This is a genomic window from Aquihabitans sp. G128, assembly GCF_019048865.1.
GTDB lineage: Bacteria > Actinomycetota > Acidimicrobiia > Acidimicrobiales > Iamiaceae > Aquihabitans.
This window is the reverse complement of the sequence record NZ_CP077604.1, coordinates 2045313-2066667: the sequence shown is the minus strand read 5'-3', so window position 1 is coordinate 2066667 and position 21355 is coordinate 2045313. Positions and strand designations below refer to the sequence as shown.

Genomic DNA, 21355 nt, shown 5'->3' with positions numbered 1-21355 from the left:
GGCCGGTGCGCGCCGAGGTCCCCACCGTGGTCGTCGTCGAGGACGACGCCAACATCGCGGCGCTCGTCGAGCTGTACCTGCGCGAGGCCGGGTTCCGGGTGTCGATCGCCGACCGGGGCGAGCGGGCGCTCGACCTGATCCGGGCCCGACCACCCGTGATGGTCGTGCTCGACGTGGGGCTGGCCGGTGCGCTCGACGGGTTCCAGGTGGCGACCGCCCTGCGGGCCGGCTCCGACGTGCCGATCCTCATGCTCACCGCGCGACGGGGAGGACGACCGCCTGCGGGGCTTCGAGGCCGGTGTCGACGACTACCTCGCCAAGCCGTTCTCGCCCCGGGAGCTGGTGCACCGGGTGCAGGCCATCCTCCGGCGGGTGGGCGCCTCCTCTGCCGCCCCGGGTGCCGCGCCCACGGTCATCGCCGCCGGCCTGGTGGAGATCGACCTCGAGCGCCGCGAGGCCCGAGCCGAGGGGCGGCCGGTGGCGCTCGCCACCAAGGAGTTCGACCTGCTGGCCCACCTCGGCGCGAACCGCGGTCGGGCCCTCACCCGCCAGCAGCTCCTCGACGGCGCCTGGGGCGTCGCCTGGGAGGGCGACCAGCGGACCGTCGACGTCCACGTCCGCCAGCTGCGCCGCAAGCTCGGCCCCGGCCTCCCCCTCGCCACGGTGTGGGGCGTCGGGTACCGGCTCGACTAGGTCGCGACCGTGCGCCGCCGCCTCCTCCTGGCCATGCTGGCCACCGTCGCCCTGTCGCTGGTCCTGGCCGGCTCGGGCACCTTCCTGCTCCTGCGGGCCGAGGGCGTCCGCGCCGGAGAGCGCTCCCTCCAGGACCAGGCCGAGGGCGTCGCGGCGCTGGTCGACGTCAGCTCCCGGCCGGTGCGCCCGGCCAACCAGGCCCGCATCATCAAGGGGCTGCGCCTCGAGGGCATCTCGGTGGTGGGCATCGGGCCCCGCGGCAACGTGCTCGGCCAGTTCCCCGCCGGCGTCACGGCGGCCGACCTCGACCGGGACGTGCTCGGCGCCGGGGGCTCGCAGGGTGGACGCCACGGCGACCTGCTGTGGGCCGCCGCCGGGGTGCCCGGCGCCCGCGGCACCGGCGTGGTGGTGCTCACCCGCTCGGCCGATCCGCCCCGCGTGCCGGTCGGCTGGTTCCTGGTGGCCGGCGCCATCGCCCTCGCGGTGGGGGCCGGCGTGGCGTGGTGGCTCAGCGGTGGGTTGACCCGCCCGCTGCGGCGGGCCCAGCAGGCGACGGTGCGCATCGCCGCCGGCGACCTGTCCGCCCGTCTGCCCGATCCGGGCGCGGCGGCAGGGGAGGAGGTGGCCGACCTCACCCGGTCCATGAACGAGATGGTGGCCGCCCTCGAGCACAGCCGCGGGCTGGAGAAGCAGTTCCTGCTCTCGGTGTCGCACGACCTGCGGACGCCGCTCACGTCCATCCGGGGCTACGCCGAAGCCATCGCCGACGGCACCGCCACCGACCCGTCGGCGGCGGCCCGCACCATCGGGACCGAGGCCAGGCGGCTGGCCCGCCTGGTGCAGGACCTGCTCGACCTGGGCCGCTTGGAGGCCCGCCAGTTCTCCTTCGACCTCCGCCCGCTCGCCGTGGCGGAGGTGGTGGTCGACGTGGCCGAGGGCTTCCGACCGGCCGCCGAGGCCGCCGGCCTCGCCCTCGTGGTCCACGAGCCGCCGATGGCGGCGATCGCGCTGGTCGACCCCGATCGGCTGGCCCAGGCCGTGGCCAACCTCGTCGAGAACGCCTTGCGCTACGCGGCGGGGACGATCGTGGTCCGCGCCGACGGGCTCCCGGCCGGCGGGGCTCGCATCTCGGTCCGAGACGACGGGCCGGGCATCGCCGTGCTCGACCTGCCCCACGTCTTCGACCGCAGCTACGCCGCCGACCGGACCGCAGCCCGCCCGGCCGGCGCGTCCGGCGGGTCCGGCCTGGGGCTGGCGGTGGTGCGCGAGCTCGTCGGCGCCATGGGTGGGCGGGTGAGCGCCGAGGCCCCGGCCGACGGCGGTCCGGGCGCCGAGCTGGTGGTCCTGCTCCCGCCGCCCCCGCCCGGCCCGGTCGTCCCGTCCAGCCCGGCCGTGCCGCCCGCCCCGCCCGCCTCGTCCGGGGACGAGGTCAGTCGGGGTCGATGACGCCGGTGCGGGCCAGCCAGCGCCCGACCTCGGCCGACACGTTGCGCCCGACCGCCACGGCGGGGGCGTCGGCGAGCTGGCCGACCTTGTCGTTGACCCGCTCGATGGCCTTGCGGGTGGAGTCCTTCGACCGACCGAGCCGCCGGGCCGCCTCGTCGTGGGACCGGGGCTCCAGGGTGTCGGGTCGGGGGAGCAGCGTGAAGCCCGAGTAGTAGGCCAGCAGCACGTCGCGCTCGAGCGGGGTCAGGCGCAGGGCGACGTACTCGTCGAGCCCGGTGGTGGGGTCCTCGCCGAGGTCGGGCAGGCCGGTCTCGGGAGCGGCATCGGCGGGCAGCGGCGCCACCGCCGGTCCGCGGTGGTCGTCGGTGGCGCACACCACGTGCACCCGGTGGCCGGGCCGGCCGAACGCGCAGCTCCAGCGGTGGCGGACGGGCACCCAGGGGCGGCCCGGCTCGAGCACGACCTCCTCGTAGCCCGGCTCGTAGACCTGGAGCAGGCCCGGCTTGTCGCTCACGTTGGTGGTGCTCCAGCGGGTGCCGTCCCAGGCCAGCTCGGCGTGGACCTTCGACACCGTCCAGCGCCCCTGCACCGGTTGGTGGCCCACCCGCACCTCGTTCTGCCGGCCGCGTCCGACCCGCACCACCTGGCCGCGGTCGTAGCGGTCGACCCAGGCGGTGGGGTGCACCTGCACCCGCAGCGCCACCGCTCAGCCCGGGCGCCGCACGGCGGCGACGGTGACGTTGTCGCGCGTGCCGGCCTGCAGCGATCGCTCGACCAGGGTGGCCGCCGCGCCGGCCATGGTGGGCGCGGTGGCGATGGCGGCGTGGATGTCGGCGGGGCCGAGCACGCCCGAGAGCCCGTCGGAGGCCAGCACCAGTGCGTCGCCCGGGCCCAGCACCACCTCGATGGGCGTCACGGCCACGGTCGCCTCGAGGCCCATGGCCCGCAGCAGCAGGTGCCGGCCCGGGTGGTGCTCGGCGGCTTCGGCGGTGATGGCCCCGGTGCGGGCCAGCTCGCCGGCCACGTTGTCGTCGTGGGTGAGCTGCTGCACGCCCTCGCGCCGGGCCACCCACGCCGGCGAGTCGCCCACCGAGGCGACGAGCCAGCGGCTGCCGTCGACCGCGGCGGGGTCGGCCACCGCCAGCACCACGGTGGCACCCATGTCGGCCACCGCGGGATCGGCGGCGCGGCCGGCCCGGACGGCGTCGTTGGCGCGGGCCACGGCGGCGGCGAGGAGGTCCTCGGGGCCGACGCCGTCGGGGGCGGCGACCGGGGCGAGGACCGCCGCGACCGCGTCGACCGTGAGGGCGGCGGCCGTGGCGCCACCGGCGTGACCGCCGATGCCGTCGCTCACCACCAGCCAGGCCGGCGCCGCCGCGCCCCGGTCCTGGTTCTCCGACCGGGGACCGCAGGCGGTGGCCCACCCGTGGTCGATGGCTGCGGCTGGACCCATGCCGAGACCGTACCGGGACCCCGGCCGGGCGAAAGGGCCACCTCTGGCCCCTCGCCGCGCCGACGGGTCAGGCGCCGGCGGCCTCGCGGTCGGCCGTGACGGCGTCGAAGGCCAGGTACTCCTCGCCGGTGTTGTCGGCGAACTCGAACTGCATGACCCCGAGGGTGTCGAATCGCTTGCGCAGCCACCCGTCGTTGGCGTCGAGCAGCCCCAGCTTCTTGCAGTTCGGGACGATCTTGGAGAAGAGGAGCTGCTGGAACGGGTCCTGGTTCTTGACCTCGTCGGGCTTGGCGAAGATCTTGATGGCGTCCTTCACGTCGACGCCGAGGCGCTCCCACACCTCTTGCTGGAGGAAGCGGTTGCGCATGCGCATGGCGGCCTCGAAGGCGAACTCCTGGCGCTCGAAGAGCTCGGCCTCGCTGAGGTCGTCGTAGAACTCCTTCAGCGACAGCACGCCGAAGGCGACGTGGCGGGCCTCGTCGCTCATGACGTAGCGCAGGAGCTGCTTGAGCAGCGGGTCCGGCGTGGTCTGGTGGGCCATGCCGAAGGCGGCGAGGGCCAGGCCCTCCACCATGATCTGCATGCCGAGGTAGGTCATGTCCCAGCGGCTGTCGGTGATGATGTCGTCGAGCAGCAGGCCGAGGTGGGTGTTGATCGGGTAGTGGCCCGACAGCTTGGTGTCGAGGTACTTGGCGAAGACCTCGACGTGGCGGGCCTCGTCCATGACCTGGGTGGCGGCGTAGTACTTGGCGTCGATCCAGGGCACGGTCTCGACGATCTTGGCGGTGCAGACGAGGGCGCCTTGCTCGCCGTGGAGGAACTGGCTCAGGCTCCAGTTCTGGGTCTGGATCTGGTGCTCCTTCCACTCGGCGTGGCCCCACCCCTCGAGCACCGTGCCGTAGATGTCGATGCCGAAGGCCATCAGGTCCTCGGGGCCGTTGGCCACGCCCACCTGCTCGACCAGGGCCTCCTGGTCGACGTCGATGCTCCAGTCGAGGTCGGTCTCGCCGTTCCACTGGGCGCCCTTGGCCTTCTCGTAGAGCTTGTTGAGCGCCGGCCGCTTCCCCTTCTCGTAGTCCCACGTGAAGATGGCGTCGGCGTTGTCGCGCACGGCGTGGACGGCTTCGTCGACGTCGGTGTTGGTGATCGCCAGGATGGCGTCGAGGTCGTTGACGTCCCCTCGGTCGCTGGTCTCGATCTGCTCGCTCACGCTGGCGCTCCCTGTGCGTCGGATTCCCCGGGTCGCAGGATAACGCGCGTTACTGAGCGGTGCCGGGCGCCCTCCGTACGATGGCGGCCGGTCCGTCGAACCCCTTGGGAGGAGCTCCGTGGCCACCTCCGGGTCCGACGGCGTCCCGCCCGTCGACGAGCACGCACGTTGGCCCCGGCCCGTGCCGCGCATCGGCGACCCCACCTCGGCGGCCGAGCGGCGGGCCGACCCCGCCGCCTGGGCGTTCGCGCCCGAGGCGCGCCGTGCTCTACGACGTCGTGCGGTCCCGGCGTGACATCCGGCGGTTCCGTGCCGACGCCGTCGACGCCGCCACGCTCGAACGGGTGCTCGGCGCGGCCCACGCCGCGCCCAGCGTCGGGCAGTCCCAGCCCTGGCGCTTCGTGGTGGTGGCCGACCCGTCCACCCGCGAGCGGGCAGCGTCGATGGCCGACCGCTGCCGCCTGGAGCAGGCGGCCCAGCTGCCGGCCGAGGCCGGTCGGCACCTGCTCGACCTGGAGCTGGAGGGCATCCGCCAGGCCCCGCTCGGCATCGTGGTGTGCTGCGACCGCCGGGTGCCCGCCGCCGGCGTGCTGGGCCGGGCCACCTTCGCCGACGCCGACCTGTGGTCGTGCGCCTGCGCCATCGAGAACCTCTGGCTGGCGGCGCGGGCCGAGGGGCTGGGCACCGGGTGGGTCACCCTGTTCGAGCCGGCCGACCTGGCGGCGCTGGTCGGCGCGCCCGAGGGCGTCGAGACCCTCGGCTGGCTGTGCCTGGGCTGGCCCGACGAGCGCCCGCCCGATCCCGGCCTGGAGCGGGCGGGGTGGTCGAGCCGCGTGCCGCTGGCCGACGTCGTGCTCCACGAGCGCTGGCCGGCCGAGGACGGGGTGGCGCCCGCCTCGCCGCCGTCGCGCCTGCAGCCCCCGGCGCCGGACCACGTGGTGGCGGCCCGCGACCGGGCCGACGAGCTGCTGACCCCGCCGGGTTCGCTCGGCGTGCTCGACCGGGCCGTCGACCGGATCGTGGCGCTCGGCGCCGGCGACCTGACCAGCGGGACGCTGGTGCTGGTGGCCGCCCGCCACCGCGTGGTGGAGCTGGGCGTGAGCGCCTTCGCCGCCGAGGTGGGCGACGACGTGCTCGCCGCCGCGCGCCGGTCGCTCGATCGGCACGGCCGCCGCCGCGGCTGCCGGTCTCACCGCCGTGGTGGAAGACGCCGGCTCCAGCACGGGCAACCTGCGCGACGAACCGCCGCTGGAGCTCGAGGCCGCCGAGGCCCTCTTGGCGCGGGGCCGGGCCCTCGGTCAGGAGGCGGGCCGGCGCGGCCTCGTCGCCCTGGGCGAGGTCGGCATCGGCAACACGACGGTTGCCGCCGCCCTGGCCGCCTGGCTCCTGGACCTCGCACCGGCCGACGCCGTCGGCCGCGGCGCTGGAGCCGACGCCGCCATGCTCGTGCGCAAGGAGGAGGTGGTGGCCGCCGCCCTCGCCCGCACCGCCGAGACGGCCGTCGGAGCAGCCGCTGGCGCCGTGACGGGCGCCGGGCCGGTGGCCGACGCAGTCGCGGCGCTGGCCTCGCTGGGCGGACCGGACGTGGCGGTGCTCACCGGCGTGGTGCTGGGCGCCGCCGAGGTGGGTGCCCCGGTGGTGCTCGACGGCCTGCTCACCACCGTGGCCGCGGCCCTCGCCGTGCGCGCCGAGCCGGCGGTGGCATCGCACCTGGTGGCCGGGCAGCGCAGCCGGGAGGCCGTGCACCAGGCGGTGCTGGTGTCGCTCGGCCTGGAGCCGCTGCTCGACCTGCGCTTCCGCGCCGGCGAGGGCGTCGGCGCCTGCCTCGCCAGCGGCGTGCTGCTCGACGCCCTGGAGCTGCGCCGCACCGCCGGCCGCACCGCCTGACCTATGCGCTCGGGCGGAGCCCGCACCGGTGCCACGGCTGCCGGTCGGAGCGACCGCTTTGCTGGTCGGCACGCTCCTGGCCCCACGGCCCGGCCGGGCGGGCGGGCCCATCGGCAGACCGGGCCCGGGAACGACGAAGCCCCTGGGGAGCGGGCCTTTCCAGGTGCTCACCAGGGGCTTGGTGCCGTGGCACCCCCAACGGGATTCGAACCCGTGCCGCCACCTTGAGAGGGTGGTGTCCTAGGCCGCTAGACGATGGGGGCGAGATCTTCAGTTGTACCGCTGTGCCGGTCCCGGAGGGACCGGATGGCTCGGGGGGAGGACTCGAACCCCCAAAGGCAGCACCAGAAGCTGCTGTGTTACCGATTACACCACCCCCGAACGGGCCTGTTGACCTTAGAGGATCGTCGGCGTCGGGCAAAAACGCGATCGGGTCGATCCGCGGCTGCCGGCGTCGCCAGGCGCGGACCGCACCAGCTACCAGCCGCGGTAGGCCGGGGTGCGGCGCTCCACGAACGCCGCCACGCCCTCGTTGGCGTCGACCGTGCCCATGTTGAGCTCCTGGGCGGTGGCCTCCTCCGCGAAGGCGGTGGCCCGGTCGCTGTCGAGCGAGCGGTTCACGAGCGACTTGGTCAGGGCCAGGGCGCGGGTGGGGGCGACGGCCAGCCGGCCGGCCCACTCGTCGACCGCGGCATCGAGCTCGTCGGCGGGGACCACCCGGTTGACCAGGCCGAGGGCGAGGGCCTCGGCCGCCGGGATGTCGTCGCCGAAGAACAGCAGCTCCTTGGCCTTCTGGAGCCCGACGATGCGGGGCAGCAGGTAGGCCCCGCCGCCGTCGGGCACCAGGCCGCGCCGCACGAACACCTCGATGAAGCGGCTGCCCTCGGCGGCGATCACCAGGTCGCAGGCCAGGGCGATGTGGGCCCCGATGCCCGCGGCGGTGCCCCCGACCTTGGCGATCACCGGCTTCTCGCAGTCCATGATGGCGGCGACGAGCGCCTGGGCGCCCTCCCGGATCATCTTGGAGATCTCGCCCACGCCGCGGGCGGGGGCGTCGTCGGGGCGGGGCGCCGGTGCCCGGCGGGCCCGGAGGTCGGCGCCGGTGCAGAAGGCGTCGCCGGTGGCGCCGAGCACCACGGCCCGGACGCCGAGGTCGGCGCTGGCCTCGGCCAGCAGGGCGATCACCCGGTCGCGCTGGTCGGGGCTGATGGCGTTCTTGACGTCGGGCCGGTCGAGCGTGATCCACGCCACGCCCCGCTCGTCGACGGTGTGGCGGACCTGTTCGTCGAGGGGCAGCTCGGAAGACGGCGTGGGCACGGGGCGCTCCTGGGTCGGTGACGGCGTCCGGCAGCGTAGACGTGACCTGACGCCCCGTCAGATCTCCGGGTCGACGAGGGCGGCGAGGGCCTTGCGGTCGACCTTCTGCATGGGGGTGAGGGGGAGCTCGTCCACCACGACCAGGGCCTCGGGCAGCTTGTGGCGGGCGAGGGCGGTGCCGCCGTGGGCGCGGAGGTCCTCGAGCGACGGAGGCGCCGTCGGGTCGACGGGGACCACCACGGCTACGCCGATCTCGCCCAGCACGTCGTCGGCCCGGGGCACGACGGTCACGTCGGCGACGCCGGCGTGGGTGCCGAGCACCGCGGCGACCTCGGAGGGGAAGACGTTGTAACCGCCGCGGATGAACATCTCGCCCTGGCGGCCGGCCAGGGTGAGGCAGCCGGTGGCGTCGAGGTGGCCGAGGTCGCCGGTGCGCAGCCAGCCGTCGACGAGGGTGCGGGCGGTGGCCTCGGGGTCGCCCCAGTAGCCGGCCATGGCGGCGTCGGAGCGCAGCCACACCTGGCCGACCTCGCCGTCGGGCACCGGGTTGGCGAACTCGTCGCGGACGGCGACGGAGATCCCGGGGCGGGGGCGGCCCACGGTGTGCAGCGCCTCGTGCTCGGGGGCGTCGGGGGCGGTGCCGGTGCCGATGCCGCCCGACTCCGTCGATGACCAGCGGATGGAGTAGCCGGCGTCGAAGCGGCGACGGGCCTCCTCGACCAGTGCCGGGGGCGAAGCCGCGCCGCCCATGACCAGGAGCTTCACGCAGTCGAGGTCCCGCTCGTCGAAGCGGGGGTCGCGCAGCAGCAGCGCCACCTGCGGCGCGACGCCGCCAATGGTGGCGATGCGCTCGCGCTCGACCAGGTCGAGCACGTCGCCGGCCCGCCAACGGGCCAGCAGGTGGGTGGTGGTACCGAGGCGCAGGTACCACGGGAGCTTGGTGGTGAAGCCGACGTGGGCGAACTGGGTGGAGCCGTACTGGGCGACGGTCGCGTCCCCGCCCCAGGCGCCGCCGACGTCGTAGCGGGTGACGGCATCGAGCTGCCGGTCGGTGAACCAGGCCCCCTTCGGGGTGCCGGTGGTGCCGCTGGTGAACACGATGGCGGTGGGCCGGTCGGGGTCGGCTTCGAGCGGGTCGGGCCGCCCTCCGGTAACGGCGAGCGTGGCGACCTGGTCGCCGTCGGACAGCACGAGCGCCGGTGCCACGCGATCCAGGCAGGCGAGCCGCTCGACCTCGGTGAGCCCCGGGTTCACTCCGGCGATGGCGGCGCCGACCTTGGCGGTGGCGGCGTAGGCCACCACCCACGGCGAGGCCGACGGCAGCGTGAGCCCCACCACCGCGCCGGTACCGATCCCCGATCGGGCCAGCCCCGCCGCCACCTCGTCGCTGCGGTCGTGCAGTTGGTGGTAGGTGAGGACCGTCCCGTCGGGGTCGACGAAGGCCGGTCGGTCGCCGAAGCGGCGGGCCGCCTCGGCCACGGTGGCCGGCAGGTAGGGAGCCGTCAGCGGCTGACCTGACACATCGTCAGACGCTACATGCCACCCATGGTGCCCGACCCGGACCCGGCACCGGCGCCGCCGGTGTCGCCGGCGCCCCCGGGGTTGGCCGACGGGTCGACCGGGGTGGTCGTGGTGACCGGGCCGCTCTCGCCGTCCTCGGGGGTGGTCTCCTGGGTGTCGCTGCGGCCACTGCTGCCGCTGTCGCTCGTGCCGGCGCCGCCGTTGGTCTGCTGGCAGTCGCCGGCGTCGTCGGAGCCGGAGGTCCCGGCGCCGCCGCCGGAGGTGGAGGCGTCGTTGTCGGCGCCGGCCCCACCGTCGCTCTCGCCGTTGCCGGCGTTGGTGCCGGCGCCGGAGTTGCTGTTCGGGTCGACGCTGTTGCCGTCGTCGCTCGAGGAGGCCGTGGAGCAGTCGACCGTGGTCGTGGTGGCCTTCGGGCTGTCGGACGACGGCCCGTCGCTGTCGCTCGACCCGCAGGCGCCGAGGCCGATGGCGGCGGTGAGGGCCAGGGCGGCGAACGTGGCGGCGGTGCGGCGGGGCATTGCGGGTCTCCTGGGGTGTGGTCGGGGAGCGACGCCCGCCACCTGCCCGTTCCCGCTCGGTGCAGACGTGGGGACCGGCCGCCATGATGGGCGGCCATGGCCGCCCGACCCGACGAGCTGTCCCTCGACCTGGCCCGTCGCATCGCGCTCGGCGCCCAGGGCTTCGCCCGGCCGCGGCCCACCGGGGCGGTCGACCGCCGCCACGGCCGGAAGGTGCTCGACCACGTCGGCCTGATCCAGATCGACTCGGTCAACGTGCTCGTCCGCTCCCAGGAGCTACCGCTCTTCGCCCGGCTCGGCCACCACCGTCGCGACCTCATCCCGCAGCTCACCCAGGCCGGGGACCTGTTCGAGTACTGGGGCCACGAGGCGTCGCACCTCCCGGTCGCGCTCCAGCCCTTCCTGCGGTGGCGCATGGACGACGCCCGCAACGGGCGGGGCACCTGGGGCGGCGTGGCGCGCATCGCCCGGGAGCAGGCGGCGCTGGTCGACCGGGTGCTCGACCAGGTCCGGGAGCGAAAGCTCACCGTCGGCATGCTCGACGGCGGGGGCGAGCGGGGCGAGGGGATGTGGGCGTGGAGCCCCGGGAAGATGGCCCTGGAGTACCTGTTCTGGAGCGGCCAGCTCACCGCTCGGCGGGGCCCGAACTTCGAGCGCTGGTACGACCTGCCCGAGCGGGCGCTCCCCGCCGCCGTCCTCGACGCGCCGACGCCCGAGCCGAGGGAGGCCAAGAAGGAGTTGCTGCTCGTCGGCGCCCGCAGCCACGGCGTCGGCACGGCCAAGGACCTGGCCGACTACCTCCGCCTGAACATCCCCGAGAGCCGCCCGCTCCTGGCCGAGCTGGTGGCCGAGGGCCGGCTGCTCCCGGTCTCGGTCGAGGGATGGGCGCAGCCGGCCTTCCTGCACCCGGAGGCGCGGCGGCCCCGGTGGGTGCGCGGCCGGGCGCTCCTGTCGCCGTTCGACTCGCTGGTCTGGGAGCGGGCCCGCACCGAGCGCATCTGGGGCTTCCGCTACCGCATCGAGATCTACGTGCCGAAGCCGAAGCGGGTGCACGGCTACTACGTGCTCCCGTTCCTGCTCGACGGCGAGCTGGTGGCCCGGGTCGATCTGAAGGCCGACCGCCAGGCCGGCCGCCTGCTGGTGCAGTCGGCGTTCGGTGAGGACGCCATCGACGTCGGCCACGTCGTCGGTGAGCTGGCCGCCGAGCTGGCCGAGCTGGCCCGCTTCCTCGGCCTGGCAGACGGCGTCTCGGTGCAGCCCCGCGGCGACCTCGCCGCCGATCTGGCCACGGCCGTGACCCGCGCCCGGCGGCGAAGCCGGTGGGCGCAGCGGAGATGGTCGGCCGTGAGGCCGTCGACCGAACCTGCAGTTGCTCGAGGAACGGCGTGAGCGCCAGCGAACGAGTGACGAGGCGCGTCAGCGGATGCGGGGCTTCACCCGGGCGCCGGCGAAGGTCTTCTGGCCCTCGGCGAGGGCCTCCTCGGACATGCCGAGGTTGAGGAAGGTGCCGCCGAGCGACAGCGCCTGCTGGCGGCTGAGCTCGCGCCCCGCCCACAGCGTGCGCAGGGTGGCCTGCATGGGCCCGGCGGGGGCCGACGCGATGGCCTCGGCGATCCAGCCGGCCCGCTCCTCGAGCTCGGCGGACGTGCAGACCTCCGAGACCAGCCCGATCTCCAGGGCCCGGGCGGCGGAGAGCCGCTCGTGGTTGCCGAGCAGGGTCATGCGCAGGACCTCGCCGAAGGGCATGCCGCGGTGGAGCATGAGGAGGGGCTCGTAGACCGCCGGCATGCCGTAGGTGACGTGCGGGTCGAAGAAGGTGGCATGGTCGGCCGAGATGATGATGTCGACCTCGCCCAGCAGGTAGAAGGCGCCGCCGCAGGCCATGCCGTTGACCGCGCAGACCACCGGCTTCCAGAGCTCGTTGGCCTTGGGGCCGAGCTGCTGGCCGGGATCGTCGTACGCGTAGGGCGAGAAGGTGTACTCGGCCCCGCCCTCGGCCGGCACGAAGTCCCGGTCGATGCCGGTGCAGAACGCCTTGTCCCCGGTGGCCGACAGGACGACGGCCCGCACGGAGTCGTCGGTGCGCAGGTGGCGCCACAGGCCGGACAGCTCGTCGCAGAGCACCTGGTCGAACGCGTGGTACTTCTCCGGCCGATCGAGCCAGATCCACATGACCGCGCCGCGCTGCTCGGCCTTGAGGGTGGTGAGGGAGGAGAGGTCGAGGTCAGCCATCGGGGGCGACGGTACCGGGCGGGATCAGTCGCCGAGGAGGTCGAGCGCCGCCTGGCGCTTCACCCCGATGGTGGTCTCCACGTCGCGGTCGAGGTCCAGGTGGAGCATGCGGATGGCGTTGCCGCGCATGGCCTTGTAGATCTGCTCGTCGCTGAGGCCCTCCACCAGCTTCTCGGCGACCTGCTTGGTCTCCGGCCAGGTGGAGTCGGTGTGGGGGTAGTCGGTCTCGAAGGTGATGTTGTCCTCGCCCACCTCGTCGATCGCCACCAGCCCGTGGCGATCCCGGAAGAAGCAGCCGTAGACGTTGCGGTAGTAGTACGAGCTCGGCGTCTCGGGGATGAGGTCCTTGACCTCGCCCCAGGCCCGGTGCTCGCGCCACACGTCGTCCACCCGCTCGAGGATGTAGGGCAGCCAGCCGATCTGGCCCTCGGAGTAGGCGAGGGTCAGCTTCGGGAACTGCACCAGCTTGCCGCTGAACAGCCAGTCGCTCAGCGAGGCCATCGAGTTGTTGAACGACAGCGAGGCAGCAACGGCGACGGGGGCGTCCGGCGAGGTGGCCGGCATGCGCGACGAGGACCCGATGTGCATGTTGATGGTGGTCTCGGTCTCCTCGCAGGCCCGGAGGAACGGGTCCCAGAAGCCGGAGTGGATGGAGGGGAGGCCCAGGTGGGGCGGGATCTCGCTGAAGGTGACGGCGTGCACGCCGCGCTCGGCGTTGCGACGCACCTCCTTGGCGGCCAGCTCGGCGTCCCACAGCGGGACGATGATCAGCGGGATGAGGGCGCCGTTCGAGTCGCCGCACCACTCCTCGACCATCCAGTTGTTGTAGGCCTCGACGCAGGCCAGGCCCATGTCGCGGTCCGGGTGCTCGGTGAAGGTCTGGCCGCAGAACCGGGGGAAGCTGGGGAAGCACAGCGACGCCTCGACGTGGTTCACCTCTTGGTCGGCGATGCGGGCCTTGGGCTCGTAGCAGCCGGGGCGCATCTCGTCGTAGGTCATCGGCGTCATGGTCATCTCGTCGCGGGAGTAGCCGACGGCGGCCACGTGGCGCTTGTGGATGTAGACGAGGTCGCCGAAGACCCAGCAGTCGGCGGGCTGGCCGTCGGGGTCGAACGACTGCTGGTAGGTGCCGCCGCCGATGTGCTTCATGTCGCCGATGCCCCGGCGCTCCACGCGGGGCCCGTCGGCCTTGAACTTCTGCGGGAGGTACTCCTGCCACACGTGCGCAGGCTCGACGACGTGATCGTCGACGCTGATGATCTTCGGCAGCTCGGCCACGGAAGGACCCTCCCAAGTTTCTGACGGACCGTCAGATACTACCCTGACGGCTCGTCAGGCACCACCACGCCCGATCGGAGGTCCGCCTCCGCGCCTCGGATCGCTCCGAACGGGGTGAGAATGCCACCATCTTCCGATGCACCTCCGTCGTCGTCCGTGCCTCCTCGTCTGCCTTGCCCTGGCGGCGGCCTCTTGCGGCGTCGCCGGGAGCGGTGGCGGCAGCGACGGCCCCAAGGCGACCACCACGGTCCCCGCCGGCCCGAGCGGGGCCAAGGCGGTGCTGGCGAAGCTCCGGGGCTCGGTGGCGTTCGTGGAGACGCCCACCGGCACCGGCTCCGGGGTGTTCGTCGACGGCGGCTACCTCGTGACCAACTCCCACGTGGTCGACCCCTTCGACGTGGCCGACGTGGCCTTCGACGGCGACGAGCCCATCGAGGACGTGCCGGTGGTGGGCGTGGACCTCGACGCCGACGCCGCGGTGCTGGGCCCCATCGAGGGCTCCCACCCGACCACCACGATCGAGGACCCGAAGGGCATCGAGCAGGGGAGCACCCTCTACCTGGTGGGCTACCCGGGCGACCAGGAGGAGCCGGAGATCACCATCACCAGCGGCCTCCTGTCCCGACGGCGACCGGCGAAGGAGTGGGGCTACGAGTTCCTGCAGTCCGATGCCAAGATCGCCCCGGGCCAGAGCGGCGGGGCGCTGGCCGACGAGGCCGGCCGGGTGGTCGGCATCTCCGGGCTGGCCGACGACGACGGCTACGCGCTCACCGCGTCCGGCGCCGACGCGGCGGCCGCGGTGCGGGCCATCCTCGACGGCAAGGGCTCGAAGGGCTGGGAGCCGGCTCCGCACGCGGGCGACCGCAAGGACGCCTCCTTCCACGTCGAGGGCACGTCCGACTACCGGCTGCTCTACTTCCCGGCCACCGACGACGACGTCACGGTGGCCATCGGGGTCGACGGTCCGGCTCCCGTCGTCGAGCTCGACGATGCCGGGCTGTACCCCTTGGCCCTGAACCAGGCGGCCCTCGACCTCGGCTCCATCACCGGAGGCGGCCCGGAGGGCGAGGACCTGCCCGACGCCACCGCCCCGGGCGCCGACGGGAAGCTGACGTTCACGCTGGAGGCGGGCTACCCGAGCGTGCTCTTCGTGGGCACCGCGAAGGACGAGCCGGCCACCTTGGAGGTGACGAGCAGCGTCGCCTTCGCCGTGGTGAACGGCGATCCCGAGCCGAGGGCCATCGAGCCGAGCAGCAAGGTGATCTCCGGCGACCTCGGCTACTTCGACGTGGCCGACGAGTACGAGCTCGACCTGGCCGCCGGCGACGTGGTGCACATCCGGGCGTCGTCGGCCACGGGCGACGTGGCCTACACGGTGGTCGCCCCCGGCGAGACCTACGACACGTCCGAGGAGGTCGACGGCGGTGGGGGCGGGCTGTTCGACGCCGACGCCGAGGGGGACTTCGAGGCCGATGTCGACGGCACCTACCGGCTCGACGTCTACCAGGTCGAGGGGGTCTCGACCGGCTACCACCTCGAGGTCAGTTCGGCAGGGTGATCTCGGGGCTGCCCAGGTCGCTGGCGTACTCGAGCGCCACGAAGCCCGCCTCGGTCGGGGTGCGCGAGCTGCGGACCGTCACCCGGCACAGGCCGGCCTGCTGGGCGCAGTCGAACGGCACCTCGTCGGCGCCGACGACCCGCGGGACCACGTAGTCGACGGCGAGGTGCCCCTGCGCGTCGGCGGTGGCCTCGACCGCACTGGGCCCGTCGCACACGGGGGCCGCGGTCACCCCTGCGGTGCCCTTGGTGCACGTGGCCACCACCACGTCCTCGCCCGGCGAGAACGCGTCGCTGGTGACCACCACCCGGTCGTCGCCGCGCAGGCCCGTGCGGGGCTCGACGTCGATGGCCACGGTGAAGCCGGCGGTGGTCGGGGTGGGCGAGGTGGTCGTGGCGGCCTGCGCTTCGCTGGTCGAGGACCGTTCCGGGGCACCGCCGGTGCTGTCGAGGGCCTTCGAGCCCAGCCAGAAGGTCAGCGCGACGACCACCAGCACGCCGATGAGCGAGAAGCCCATGCAGCCCGCCCGCAGCCCGGATCCCCCACCCCCACGCACGCCCGCACCGTAGGCGACGAACCCGCTGGCCGGTGGGGGAGGGGATCTGGTGGACTGGCGACCCACCAGAGCAGGAGGCGCAGTGGACCCTGAGCGACGGCCCGACGTGCTCGACCAGGCCGCGGCCGCCATCGACCAGGTGGTCGACACGGTGCACGCCGACGTGCGCACCGGGGCCGAGGGCATCGACGCGATCGGCCGGGTGGTGGCCGAGTTCCTCGCCACCGTGCCGGCCGAGCCCGACGAGGTCGTGCTGCTGCTCGACTACGCGCTCGAGGGCGCTCGGTCCATCGCCGAGCACCCGCTCGTGAACGACCCCGTGCTGGTCGAGTACGCCGAGGAGGTGCTCGGTGGCGTGCGCGCCCAGCCCCACCTCCAGGCCCACCTCGACCTCCTGCTCGATCGGATCGACGTGGCCGTCCGTCTCGGGGACCCGGGCTCCGCCACCGAGCTGGTGGAGCTCTGCCGGTCGGGGCGGCGCAGCCACCGCCACCTCGTGGTGCTCGACGGCGCCGCCGAGCGCATCATCCGCCTGGCCTACCGCCTCGGGCGGGCCGATGCCCTGGCCGCCGCCATCCTCCCCGGGCCCGACGGGCCGGCGGCCCTGGCCCACCACTACTGGTGCCGGCCGCAGTTCGACCTCGCCCTCGACCTGCTCGCCCACCTGGCCGCCGACCCCGACCCGGGCTCCGCCTCGGCCGCCGAGGCCCGGGAGCACCTCCTGGAGCTGGTGGGGTTCGTGGAGACGGCCGGCGAGGCCGCGGTGCGGCTCCCGCTGCACCTGCTCTCCGACGACGACCGGGCCCGCCTGCTCGACGTCCACGAGGCCCGCGTCTCGCTGTTCACCGCCGATCCGCTGCAGGTGCCGGTCCACCTCAGCATCCTGCGCGACAACCGGGTGGTCCGTGCCGCCCTCTGGCAGGCCCTGGACGCCAGCCAGATCTGACGGCTCGGCACATCTGACGGGCCGTCAGATACGCTCGCCCGCCGTATGCCCGCTCCACCGCTCGCCGAGCTCGTCCACCCGTCGCACACCGCGGTCGTCACGTCCGAGGTCCAGAACGGGGTGGTCGGCGCCGCCTCGGCGCTCCCGGAGCTGGCGGCCGCCGCGGCGCCGATGGTCGCCCGCCTCGCCGTGCTCTGCGGCGCGGCCCGCACGGCCGGCGCCACGGTGGTCCACGCCACCGCCGCCCGACGGGCCGACGGGGCCGGGTCGAACACCAACGCCCGCCTGTTCCTCGCCGTGCGCAAGTCGCCGGTGGCGCTGCTGCCGGGCTCGCCCGAGGCCGAGGTGGTGCCGGAGCTGGGGCCCGAGCCGTCGGACCTGGTGCTCGGCCGCCTGCACGGCCTCAACCCGATGGCGGGCACCGACCTCGACCCGATCCTGCGCAACCTCGGGGTGCGCACGATCGTGGTCACCGGCGTCTCGGTCAACGTGGCCGTCACCAACCTGGTGATGGACGCGGTCAACCTCGGCTACCAGGTGGTGGTGCCCCGCGACGCCGTCTGCGGCATCCCGGCGGCCTACGCCGACGCCGTCATCGACGGCACCCTCTCCCTGCTGGCCACGGTCACCACCGTCGACGACCTCGTCGCCGCCTGGGCCGACGCCGGCACCCCGCCCCAGGAGGCGCGCTCGTGACCGATCCCACCGCCGCCGCTCCGCCCGAGCACGACCCCGAGGGCGACGACCCGCGTGCCGACCTCCGCTGGGGCACCGTGCCCAACGCCGTGGTCGATGCCGTGGCCCGTGGCGGCGACCGCGAGGCGATCGTCGACGGCGGCGCGCTGGACCTGGACGGCGCTCGGCCGCGAGGTCGACCGGGCCACCGCGGCCTACCTCGCGGCCGGCGTCGAGCCGGGTGACCGGGTGGCGATCTGGGCGCCCAACTGCGCCGAGTGGGTGGTGGCCCTCTTCGGCCTGCAGTGCGCCGGCGCCGTCCTGGTGCCGCTCAACACCCGCTACAAGGGGGCGGAGGCGGCCGACATCCTGGCCCGCAGCCGGGCCCGCGTGCTGGTGACCGTCGACGGCTTCCTCGGCAACCGCTACGTCGGCATGCTCGACGGCCACGACCTGCCCCACCTGGAGCGCATCGTCGTGCTGCGCGCCGAAGGCCCCGTGGCCGCGCCCGCCGAGAGCTGGGAGGCGTTCCTGGCCTCGGGCGAGGGCATCGCCCACGAGGCCGTGGTCGAGCGTCGGAGCTCCGTGCGCCCCGAGAGCACGGCCGACCTGCTCTTCACCTCCGGCACCACGGGCAAGCCCAAGGGCGTCATCTGCGGCCACGGCCAGCTGCTGCGGACCGTGGCCACCTGGGCCAACGTCGTGGGCCTCGACGACACCGACCGCTACGTCGCCGTCAACCCGTTCTTCCACTCGTTCGGCTACAAGGCCGGCATCATCGCCTGGCTGGTCACCGGCGGGACACTGCTCCCCGTGCCCGTCTTCGACGTGCCCGAGGTGATGCGGCTCATCGCCGCCGAGCGGGGCTCGATGCTCCCCGGGGCGCCGACGCTCTACCAGACGATCCTCAACCACCCCGACCGCGACCAGCTCGACTCCTCGAGCCTGCGCCTGGCCGTCACGGGCGCGGCGTCGGTCCCGGTGAGCCTGGTGGAGCAGATGCGCGACGACCTCGGCTTCGACACGGTCATCACGGCCTACGGGCTGACCGAGGCGTGCGGGTTCGCCACGATGTGCCGCCGCTCCGACGACGCCACCACCATCGCCACCACCGCCGGGCGCTCCATGCCCGGCATCGAGGTGCAGGTCGTCGACGACGACGGCGCCGCGCTCGCGGCGGGCGAGGCGGGCGAGGTCGTGGTCCGGGGCTACAACGTCATGGCCGGCTACTTCGAGGACCCGGCGGCCACCGCCGAGGCCATCGACGCCGACGGGTGGCTGCACACCGGCGACGTCGGGGTGATGGACGACCGGGGCAACCTCCGGATCACCGATCGCAAGAAGGACCTCTTCATCTGCGGCGGGTTCAACGCCTACCCCGCCGAGATCGAGAACCTCCTGCTCGACCACCCCCACATCGCCCAGGTCGCGGTGATCGGGGTGCCCGACGAGCGGATGGGCGAGGTCGGCGCCGCCTTCGTGGTGGCCACCACCGGCACCACCCCGGACCCGGCCGAGATCGTGGCCTGGGCCCGCGAGCACATGGCCAACTTCAAGGCACCACGTACGGTGCACGTCATCGACGCCCTGCCGTTCAACGCCGGCGGCAAGGTCATGAAGTTCGAGCTCCGCAACCGCATCCAGGAGAGCACCCCGTGAACCACGTCCTCGCCGCCACCACGGCCCTCGACTCCCAGGACGGCTTCAACGCCGCGGTCCTCCTGCTGCGCGTGGTGGTCGGCCTGTCGATGGCCGCCCACGGCTACAACAAGTTCTTCGGTGGCGGACGCATCCCCGGCACCGCCGGGTGGTTCGACTCCATGGGCATGAAGCCCAACGGCAAGGTCCACGCCATCCTGGCGGCCACCACCGAGCTGGGCAGCGGGCTGCTGCTGGCGGCGGGCCTGCTGACCCCGTTCGCCGGAGCGGCCTTCGTCAGCCTGATGATCGTCGCCGCCTGGACGGTGCACCGGCCGAACGGCTTCTTCATCGTGAAGAGCGGCTGGGAGTACAACCTGGTGCTCGCCACCATCGGCGTGGCAGTGGCCACCATGGGCCCCGGCCGGTTCTCGCTGGACGACGCCCTCGGCCTCGACTTCGCCTTCCGCCCCAAGGTCGCCCTGGCCATCGCCGCCGGGCTGGGCGTCGTGGCCGGCGTCGGCCTCCTCCTCGCCTGCTACCGCCCGCCGGCGAAGAGCGAAGGCTGACCAGCCCCGGCGCCTAACCTGACGGGTCGTGAGATCTGACGACGCCGCCGACGCGGGCACCGACACCGAAGCCCCCCGCGCCGCCGACGGCCGGGTCCCCGGCCGCCGAGGTCGGGCCACCCGCCAGAAGCTGCTCGACTGCGCGTCGGAGATGCTGCGGACCCGGTCCTACCGCGACCTCAAGGTCGTCGACATCGCCCGGGAGGCGGGCACCTCGCCGGCCACCTTCTACCAGTACTTCCCGGACGTCGAGTCGGCGATCCTGGTGCTGGCCGACGAGATGGTCACGGTCGGCGTCGAGCGGTTCTCGGCCCTCGCCGGCACCACCTCCTGGAAGGGCAAGCAGGGCTACGCTGGCGCCGAAGCCCTGGCCGAGTCCATGCTCACGTTCTGGGAGGAGCACCGGCCCGTGCTCCGCGTGGTCGACCTGGCCACCGAGGAGGGCGACCACCGCTTCGCCAACGTGCGCACCCGGCTCCTCAACGACCTGAACAACGCGCTCGCCGCCGCTGCCAAGGACCAGCAGAAGCAGGGCAGGGGCCAACCGGGCCTCGACCCCAACGCGGTGGCCGGCGTGCTGGTGGCCATGCTCGCCCACGTCTCGGCCCACCGGCTGGGCTTCGAGTTCTGGGGCGTGCGGACCGACGAGCTCAAGGTCACCATGGCCCGCATCATCTTCTGGTCGGTCACGGGTCAGAAGCCCCCGACGTAGGTCGTGGTGGCTGGACGTTCGTCCAGCGCCGCTGCCCGCGGCCTAACGTCTCCGCCGTGAAGCTCGACGACGTCAAGGCCAGCGGCATCGAAGACCGGCGGGGCGGCGCCGGCCGGCTCCCAGGCGGCAAGGCCGCCAAGGTCGGCGTGCCGGGCGTCATCATCGCCGTCATCATCGCCATCGTGTCCCAGGCCGGTGGCGGCGGGGGCGGTGGCACCGGCGACGCCGTGGGGCAGATCCTCGGCCAGCTGGCCCAGGGCGGCACCAGCGCCACGGCCTCGGTCCCCGAGACCCAAGGCAACAGCCTGCAGGGCCAGGAGAAGTTCGCCGGCCAGATGCAGACCCTGCTCGACGGCTACTGGAAGCCGGTGCTGGCGGCCTCCGACGAGAAGTTCGAGGCCCCCACCATCGTGGTCTTCGACGGCCCCACCCAGACCGGTGGCTGCGGCGTGGGCCAGCCCGAGGCCGGCCCCTTCTACTGCCCCGGCGACGAGAAGATCTACCTCGACTTCGCCTTCTACGAGCAGCTCGAGAAGCAGCTCGGCTTCGACGGCGACTTCGCCATGGCCTACGTCATCGCCCATGAGTACGGCCACCACGTGCAGAACCTGCTGGGCATCAACGAGCAGGTCCGCAAGGAGAGCGACGGCGCGTCGGAGGCCGACGCCAACGCCCTGTCGGTGAAGCTCGAGCTCCAGGCCGACTGCTTCGCCGGGGTCTGGGCCAAGTCGGCGTCCGACGACGGACGGCTCGACGCCGGCGACTTCGACGAGGCCATCGACGCCGCCGCCGCGGTGGGCGACGACGCCATCCAGGGCCGCGGGGCCAGCCGCGAGTCGTTCACCCACGGCTCGTCCGCCGAGCGCCAGCAGTGGTTCAAGACCGGCTTCGACAGCGCCGACGCCTCGCAGTGCGACACGTTTGGCTGACGCCTCTCGTCACTCGTTCGCTGGCGCTCACTCCGTTCCTCGAGTTCTCGGGTTGACGGCCTGGCGGCCGGCGCCTTCGCAGGATCTGCCGACTTCGTCGCCTGATCCTGGTGCTGGGGGGCTCCGCAAAGCTCCGCCCCCCAGACCCCCCGGGCTCGCTTCGCTCGGGAAGGTCACGCCCGCCTCCGCTTGTCGCTCGAGCTCGGTGGGGGGAGTG

General features: G+C 73.9%; 19 protein-coding genes, 2 tRNA genes and 2 pseudogenes. 12 read left to right on the top strand and 11 right to left on the bottom strand.

Features of this window, described 5'->3' with window-relative positions:
• Window positions 1-5 precede the first annotated feature (5 nt).
• The 3 genes and pseudogenes from KSP35_RS25780 to KSP35_RS09855 form a co-directional block, all read left to right on the top strand.
• Window positions 6-203: pseudogene (locus KSP35_RS25780) on the top strand (response regulator); the annotation flags it as partial.
• Between the two features lie 169 nt (window positions 204-372).
• On the top strand, window positions 373-693 hold the full coding sequence (locus KSP35_RS09860) for a winged helix-turn-helix domain-containing protein (protein WP_217001353.1): 321 nt from the start codon (window positions 373-375) through the stop codon (window positions 691-693).
• A 9-nt stretch (window positions 694-702) separates the two neighbouring features.
• The gene (locus tag KSP35_RS09855; RefSeq protein ID WP_217001351.1) at window positions 703-2139 is read left to right on the top strand and encodes a cell wall metabolism sensor histidine kinase WalK; all 1437 of its coding nucleotides are present in this window, start codon (window positions 703-705) and stop codon (window positions 2137-2139) included.
• Here KSP35_RS09855 and KSP35_RS09850 read toward each other — a convergent pair.
• The 3 genes from KSP35_RS09850 to KSP35_RS09840 all read right to left on the bottom strand — a co-directional run bounded on the left by KSP35_RS09850 (window position 2123) and on the right by KSP35_RS09840 (window position 4802).
• Window positions 2123-2830, bottom strand: coding sequence for a hypothetical protein (locus KSP35_RS09850; RefSeq protein WP_217001349.1), 708 nt, complete (start codon window positions 2828-2830; stop codon window positions 2123-2125). The two genes, KSP35_RS09855 and KSP35_RS09850, sit on opposite strands and share 17 nt — an antisense overlap.
• 15 nt (window positions 2831-2845) lie before the next feature.
• Window positions 2846-3592, bottom strand: coding sequence for a PP2C family serine/threonine-protein phosphatase (locus tag KSP35_RS09845; protein WP_217001347.1), 747 nt, complete (start codon window positions 3590-3592; stop codon window positions 2846-2848).
• Between the two features lie 67 nt (window positions 3593-3659).
• Window positions 3660-4802, bottom strand: coding sequence for a ferritin-like domain-containing protein (locus tag KSP35_RS09840; protein WP_217001346.1), 1143 nt, complete (start codon window positions 4800-4802; stop codon window positions 3660-3662).
• A gap of 118 nt (window positions 4803-4920) precedes the next feature.
• Between KSP35_RS09840 and bluB the strand changes: the two are divergent.
• Window positions 4921-6689, top strand: a pseudogene (gene bluB, locus KSP35_RS25775) (5,6-dimethylbenzimidazole synthase).
• A gap of 187 nt (window positions 6690-6876) precedes the next feature.
• Here the strand turns inward: bluB and KSP35_RS09820 are convergent.
• The 5 genes from KSP35_RS09820 to KSP35_RS09800 all read right to left on the bottom strand — a co-directional run bounded on the left by KSP35_RS09820 (window position 6877) and on the right by KSP35_RS09800 (window position 10045).
• Window positions 6877-6952: transfer RNA gene (locus KSP35_RS09820), tRNA-Glu, on the bottom strand.
• Between the two features lie 44 nt (window positions 6953-6996).
• Window positions 6997-7070 (bottom strand) — tRNA-Gln (locus tag KSP35_RS09815).
• Window positions 7071-7166: 96 nt separating this feature from the next.
• Window positions 7167-8006, bottom strand: a complete 840-nt coding sequence (locus tag KSP35_RS09810; protein WP_217001340.1) for an enoyl-CoA hydratase/isomerase family protein — start codon at window positions 8004-8006, stop codon at window positions 7167-7169.
• Between the two features lie 57 nt (window positions 8007-8063).
• Window positions 8064-9527 (bottom strand): class I adenylate-forming enzyme family protein, encoded by a 1464-nt coding sequence (locus tag KSP35_RS09805; RefSeq protein WP_217001338.1) that lies wholly within the window; start codon window positions 9525-9527, stop codon window positions 8064-8066.
• An 11-nt stretch (window positions 9528-9538) separates the two neighbouring features.
• On the bottom strand, window positions 9539-10045 hold the full coding sequence (locus KSP35_RS09800; RefSeq protein ID WP_217001336.1) for a hypothetical protein: 507 nt from the start codon (window positions 10043-10045) through the stop codon (window positions 9539-9541).
• 96 nt (window positions 10046-10141) lie between these two features.
• On the opposite strand from KSP35_RS09800, the gene KSP35_RS09795 reads away from it, so the two are divergent.
• Complete coding sequence (locus KSP35_RS09795) at window positions 10142-11434, top strand: winged helix-turn-helix domain-containing protein (protein ID WP_217001334.1); 1293 nt, start codon at window positions 10142-10144, stop codon at window positions 11432-11434.
• Window positions 11435-11461: 27 nt separating this feature from the next.
• On the opposite strand, the gene KSP35_RS09790 is transcribed toward KSP35_RS09795, so the two are convergent.
• Together KSP35_RS09790 and KSP35_RS09785 are read right to left on the bottom strand one after the other, a co-directional pair.
• The gene (locus tag KSP35_RS09790; RefSeq protein WP_254127078.1) at window positions 11462-12277 is read right to left on the bottom strand and encodes an enoyl-CoA hydratase/isomerase family protein; all 816 of its coding nucleotides are present in this window, start codon (window positions 12275-12277) and stop codon (window positions 11462-11464) included.
• A gap of 24 nt (window positions 12278-12301) precedes the next feature.
• Entirely contained in the window at window positions 12302-13555 is a 1254-nt protein-coding gene (locus tag KSP35_RS09785) for an amidohydrolase family protein (protein ID WP_217001332.1), read from the bottom strand.
• A gap of 136 nt (window positions 13556-13691) precedes the next feature.
• On the opposite strand from KSP35_RS09785, the gene KSP35_RS09780 reads away from it, so the two are divergent.
• Window positions 13692-15113, top strand: coding sequence for a serine protease (locus KSP35_RS09780; RefSeq protein WP_217001330.1), 1422 nt, complete (start codon window positions 13692-13694; stop codon window positions 15111-15113).
• Here KSP35_RS09780 and KSP35_RS09775 read toward each other — a convergent pair.
• Window positions 15097-15669 (bottom strand): hypothetical protein, encoded by a 573-nt coding sequence (locus KSP35_RS09775; protein WP_217001328.1) that lies wholly within the window; start codon window positions 15667-15669, stop codon window positions 15097-15099. The genes KSP35_RS09780 and KSP35_RS09775 overlap by 17 nt on opposite strands.
• A gap of 82 nt (window positions 15670-15751) precedes the next feature.
• Between KSP35_RS09775 and KSP35_RS09770 the strand changes: the two genes are divergently transcribed.
• The 6 genes from KSP35_RS09770 (at window position 15752) to KSP35_RS09745 (ending at window position 21138) form a co-directional block, all read left to right on the top strand.
• The gene (locus KSP35_RS09770; RefSeq protein WP_217001326.1) at window positions 15752-16615 is read left to right on the top strand and encodes a hypothetical protein; all 864 of its coding nucleotides are present in this window, start codon (window positions 15752-15754) and stop codon (window positions 16613-16615) included.
• A gap of 45 nt (window positions 16616-16660) precedes the next feature.
• On the top strand, window positions 16661-17311 hold the full coding sequence (locus KSP35_RS09765; RefSeq protein ID WP_217001324.1) for a cysteine hydrolase: 651 nt from the start codon (window positions 16661-16663) through the stop codon (window positions 17309-17311).
• A gap of 96 nt (window positions 17312-17407) precedes the next feature.
• Window positions 17408-18949 (top strand): FadD3 family acyl-CoA ligase, encoded by a 1542-nt coding sequence (locus tag KSP35_RS09760; protein ID WP_254127077.1) that lies wholly within the window; start codon window positions 17408-17410, stop codon window positions 18947-18949.
• Window positions 18946-19497 carry a DoxX family protein gene (locus KSP35_RS09755; protein ID WP_254127076.1) on the top strand — a complete coding sequence of 184 codons (552 nt, stop codon included), beginning with the start codon at window positions 18946-18948 and terminating at the stop codon, window positions 19495-19497. The genes KSP35_RS09760 and KSP35_RS09755 overlap by 4 nt, the downstream gene beginning before the upstream one ends.
• 28 nt (window positions 19498-19525) lie before the next feature.
• Window positions 19526-20209 (top strand): TetR family transcriptional regulator, encoded by a 684-nt coding sequence (locus KSP35_RS09750; protein WP_217001322.1) that lies wholly within the window; start codon window positions 19526-19528, stop codon window positions 20207-20209.
• Window positions 20210-20265: 56 nt separating this feature from the next.
• Complete coding sequence (locus KSP35_RS09745; RefSeq protein ID WP_217001321.1) at window positions 20266-21138, top strand: neutral zinc metallopeptidase; 873 nt, start codon at window positions 20266-20268, stop codon at window positions 21136-21138.
• Window positions 21139-21355: the final 217 nt, after the last annotated feature.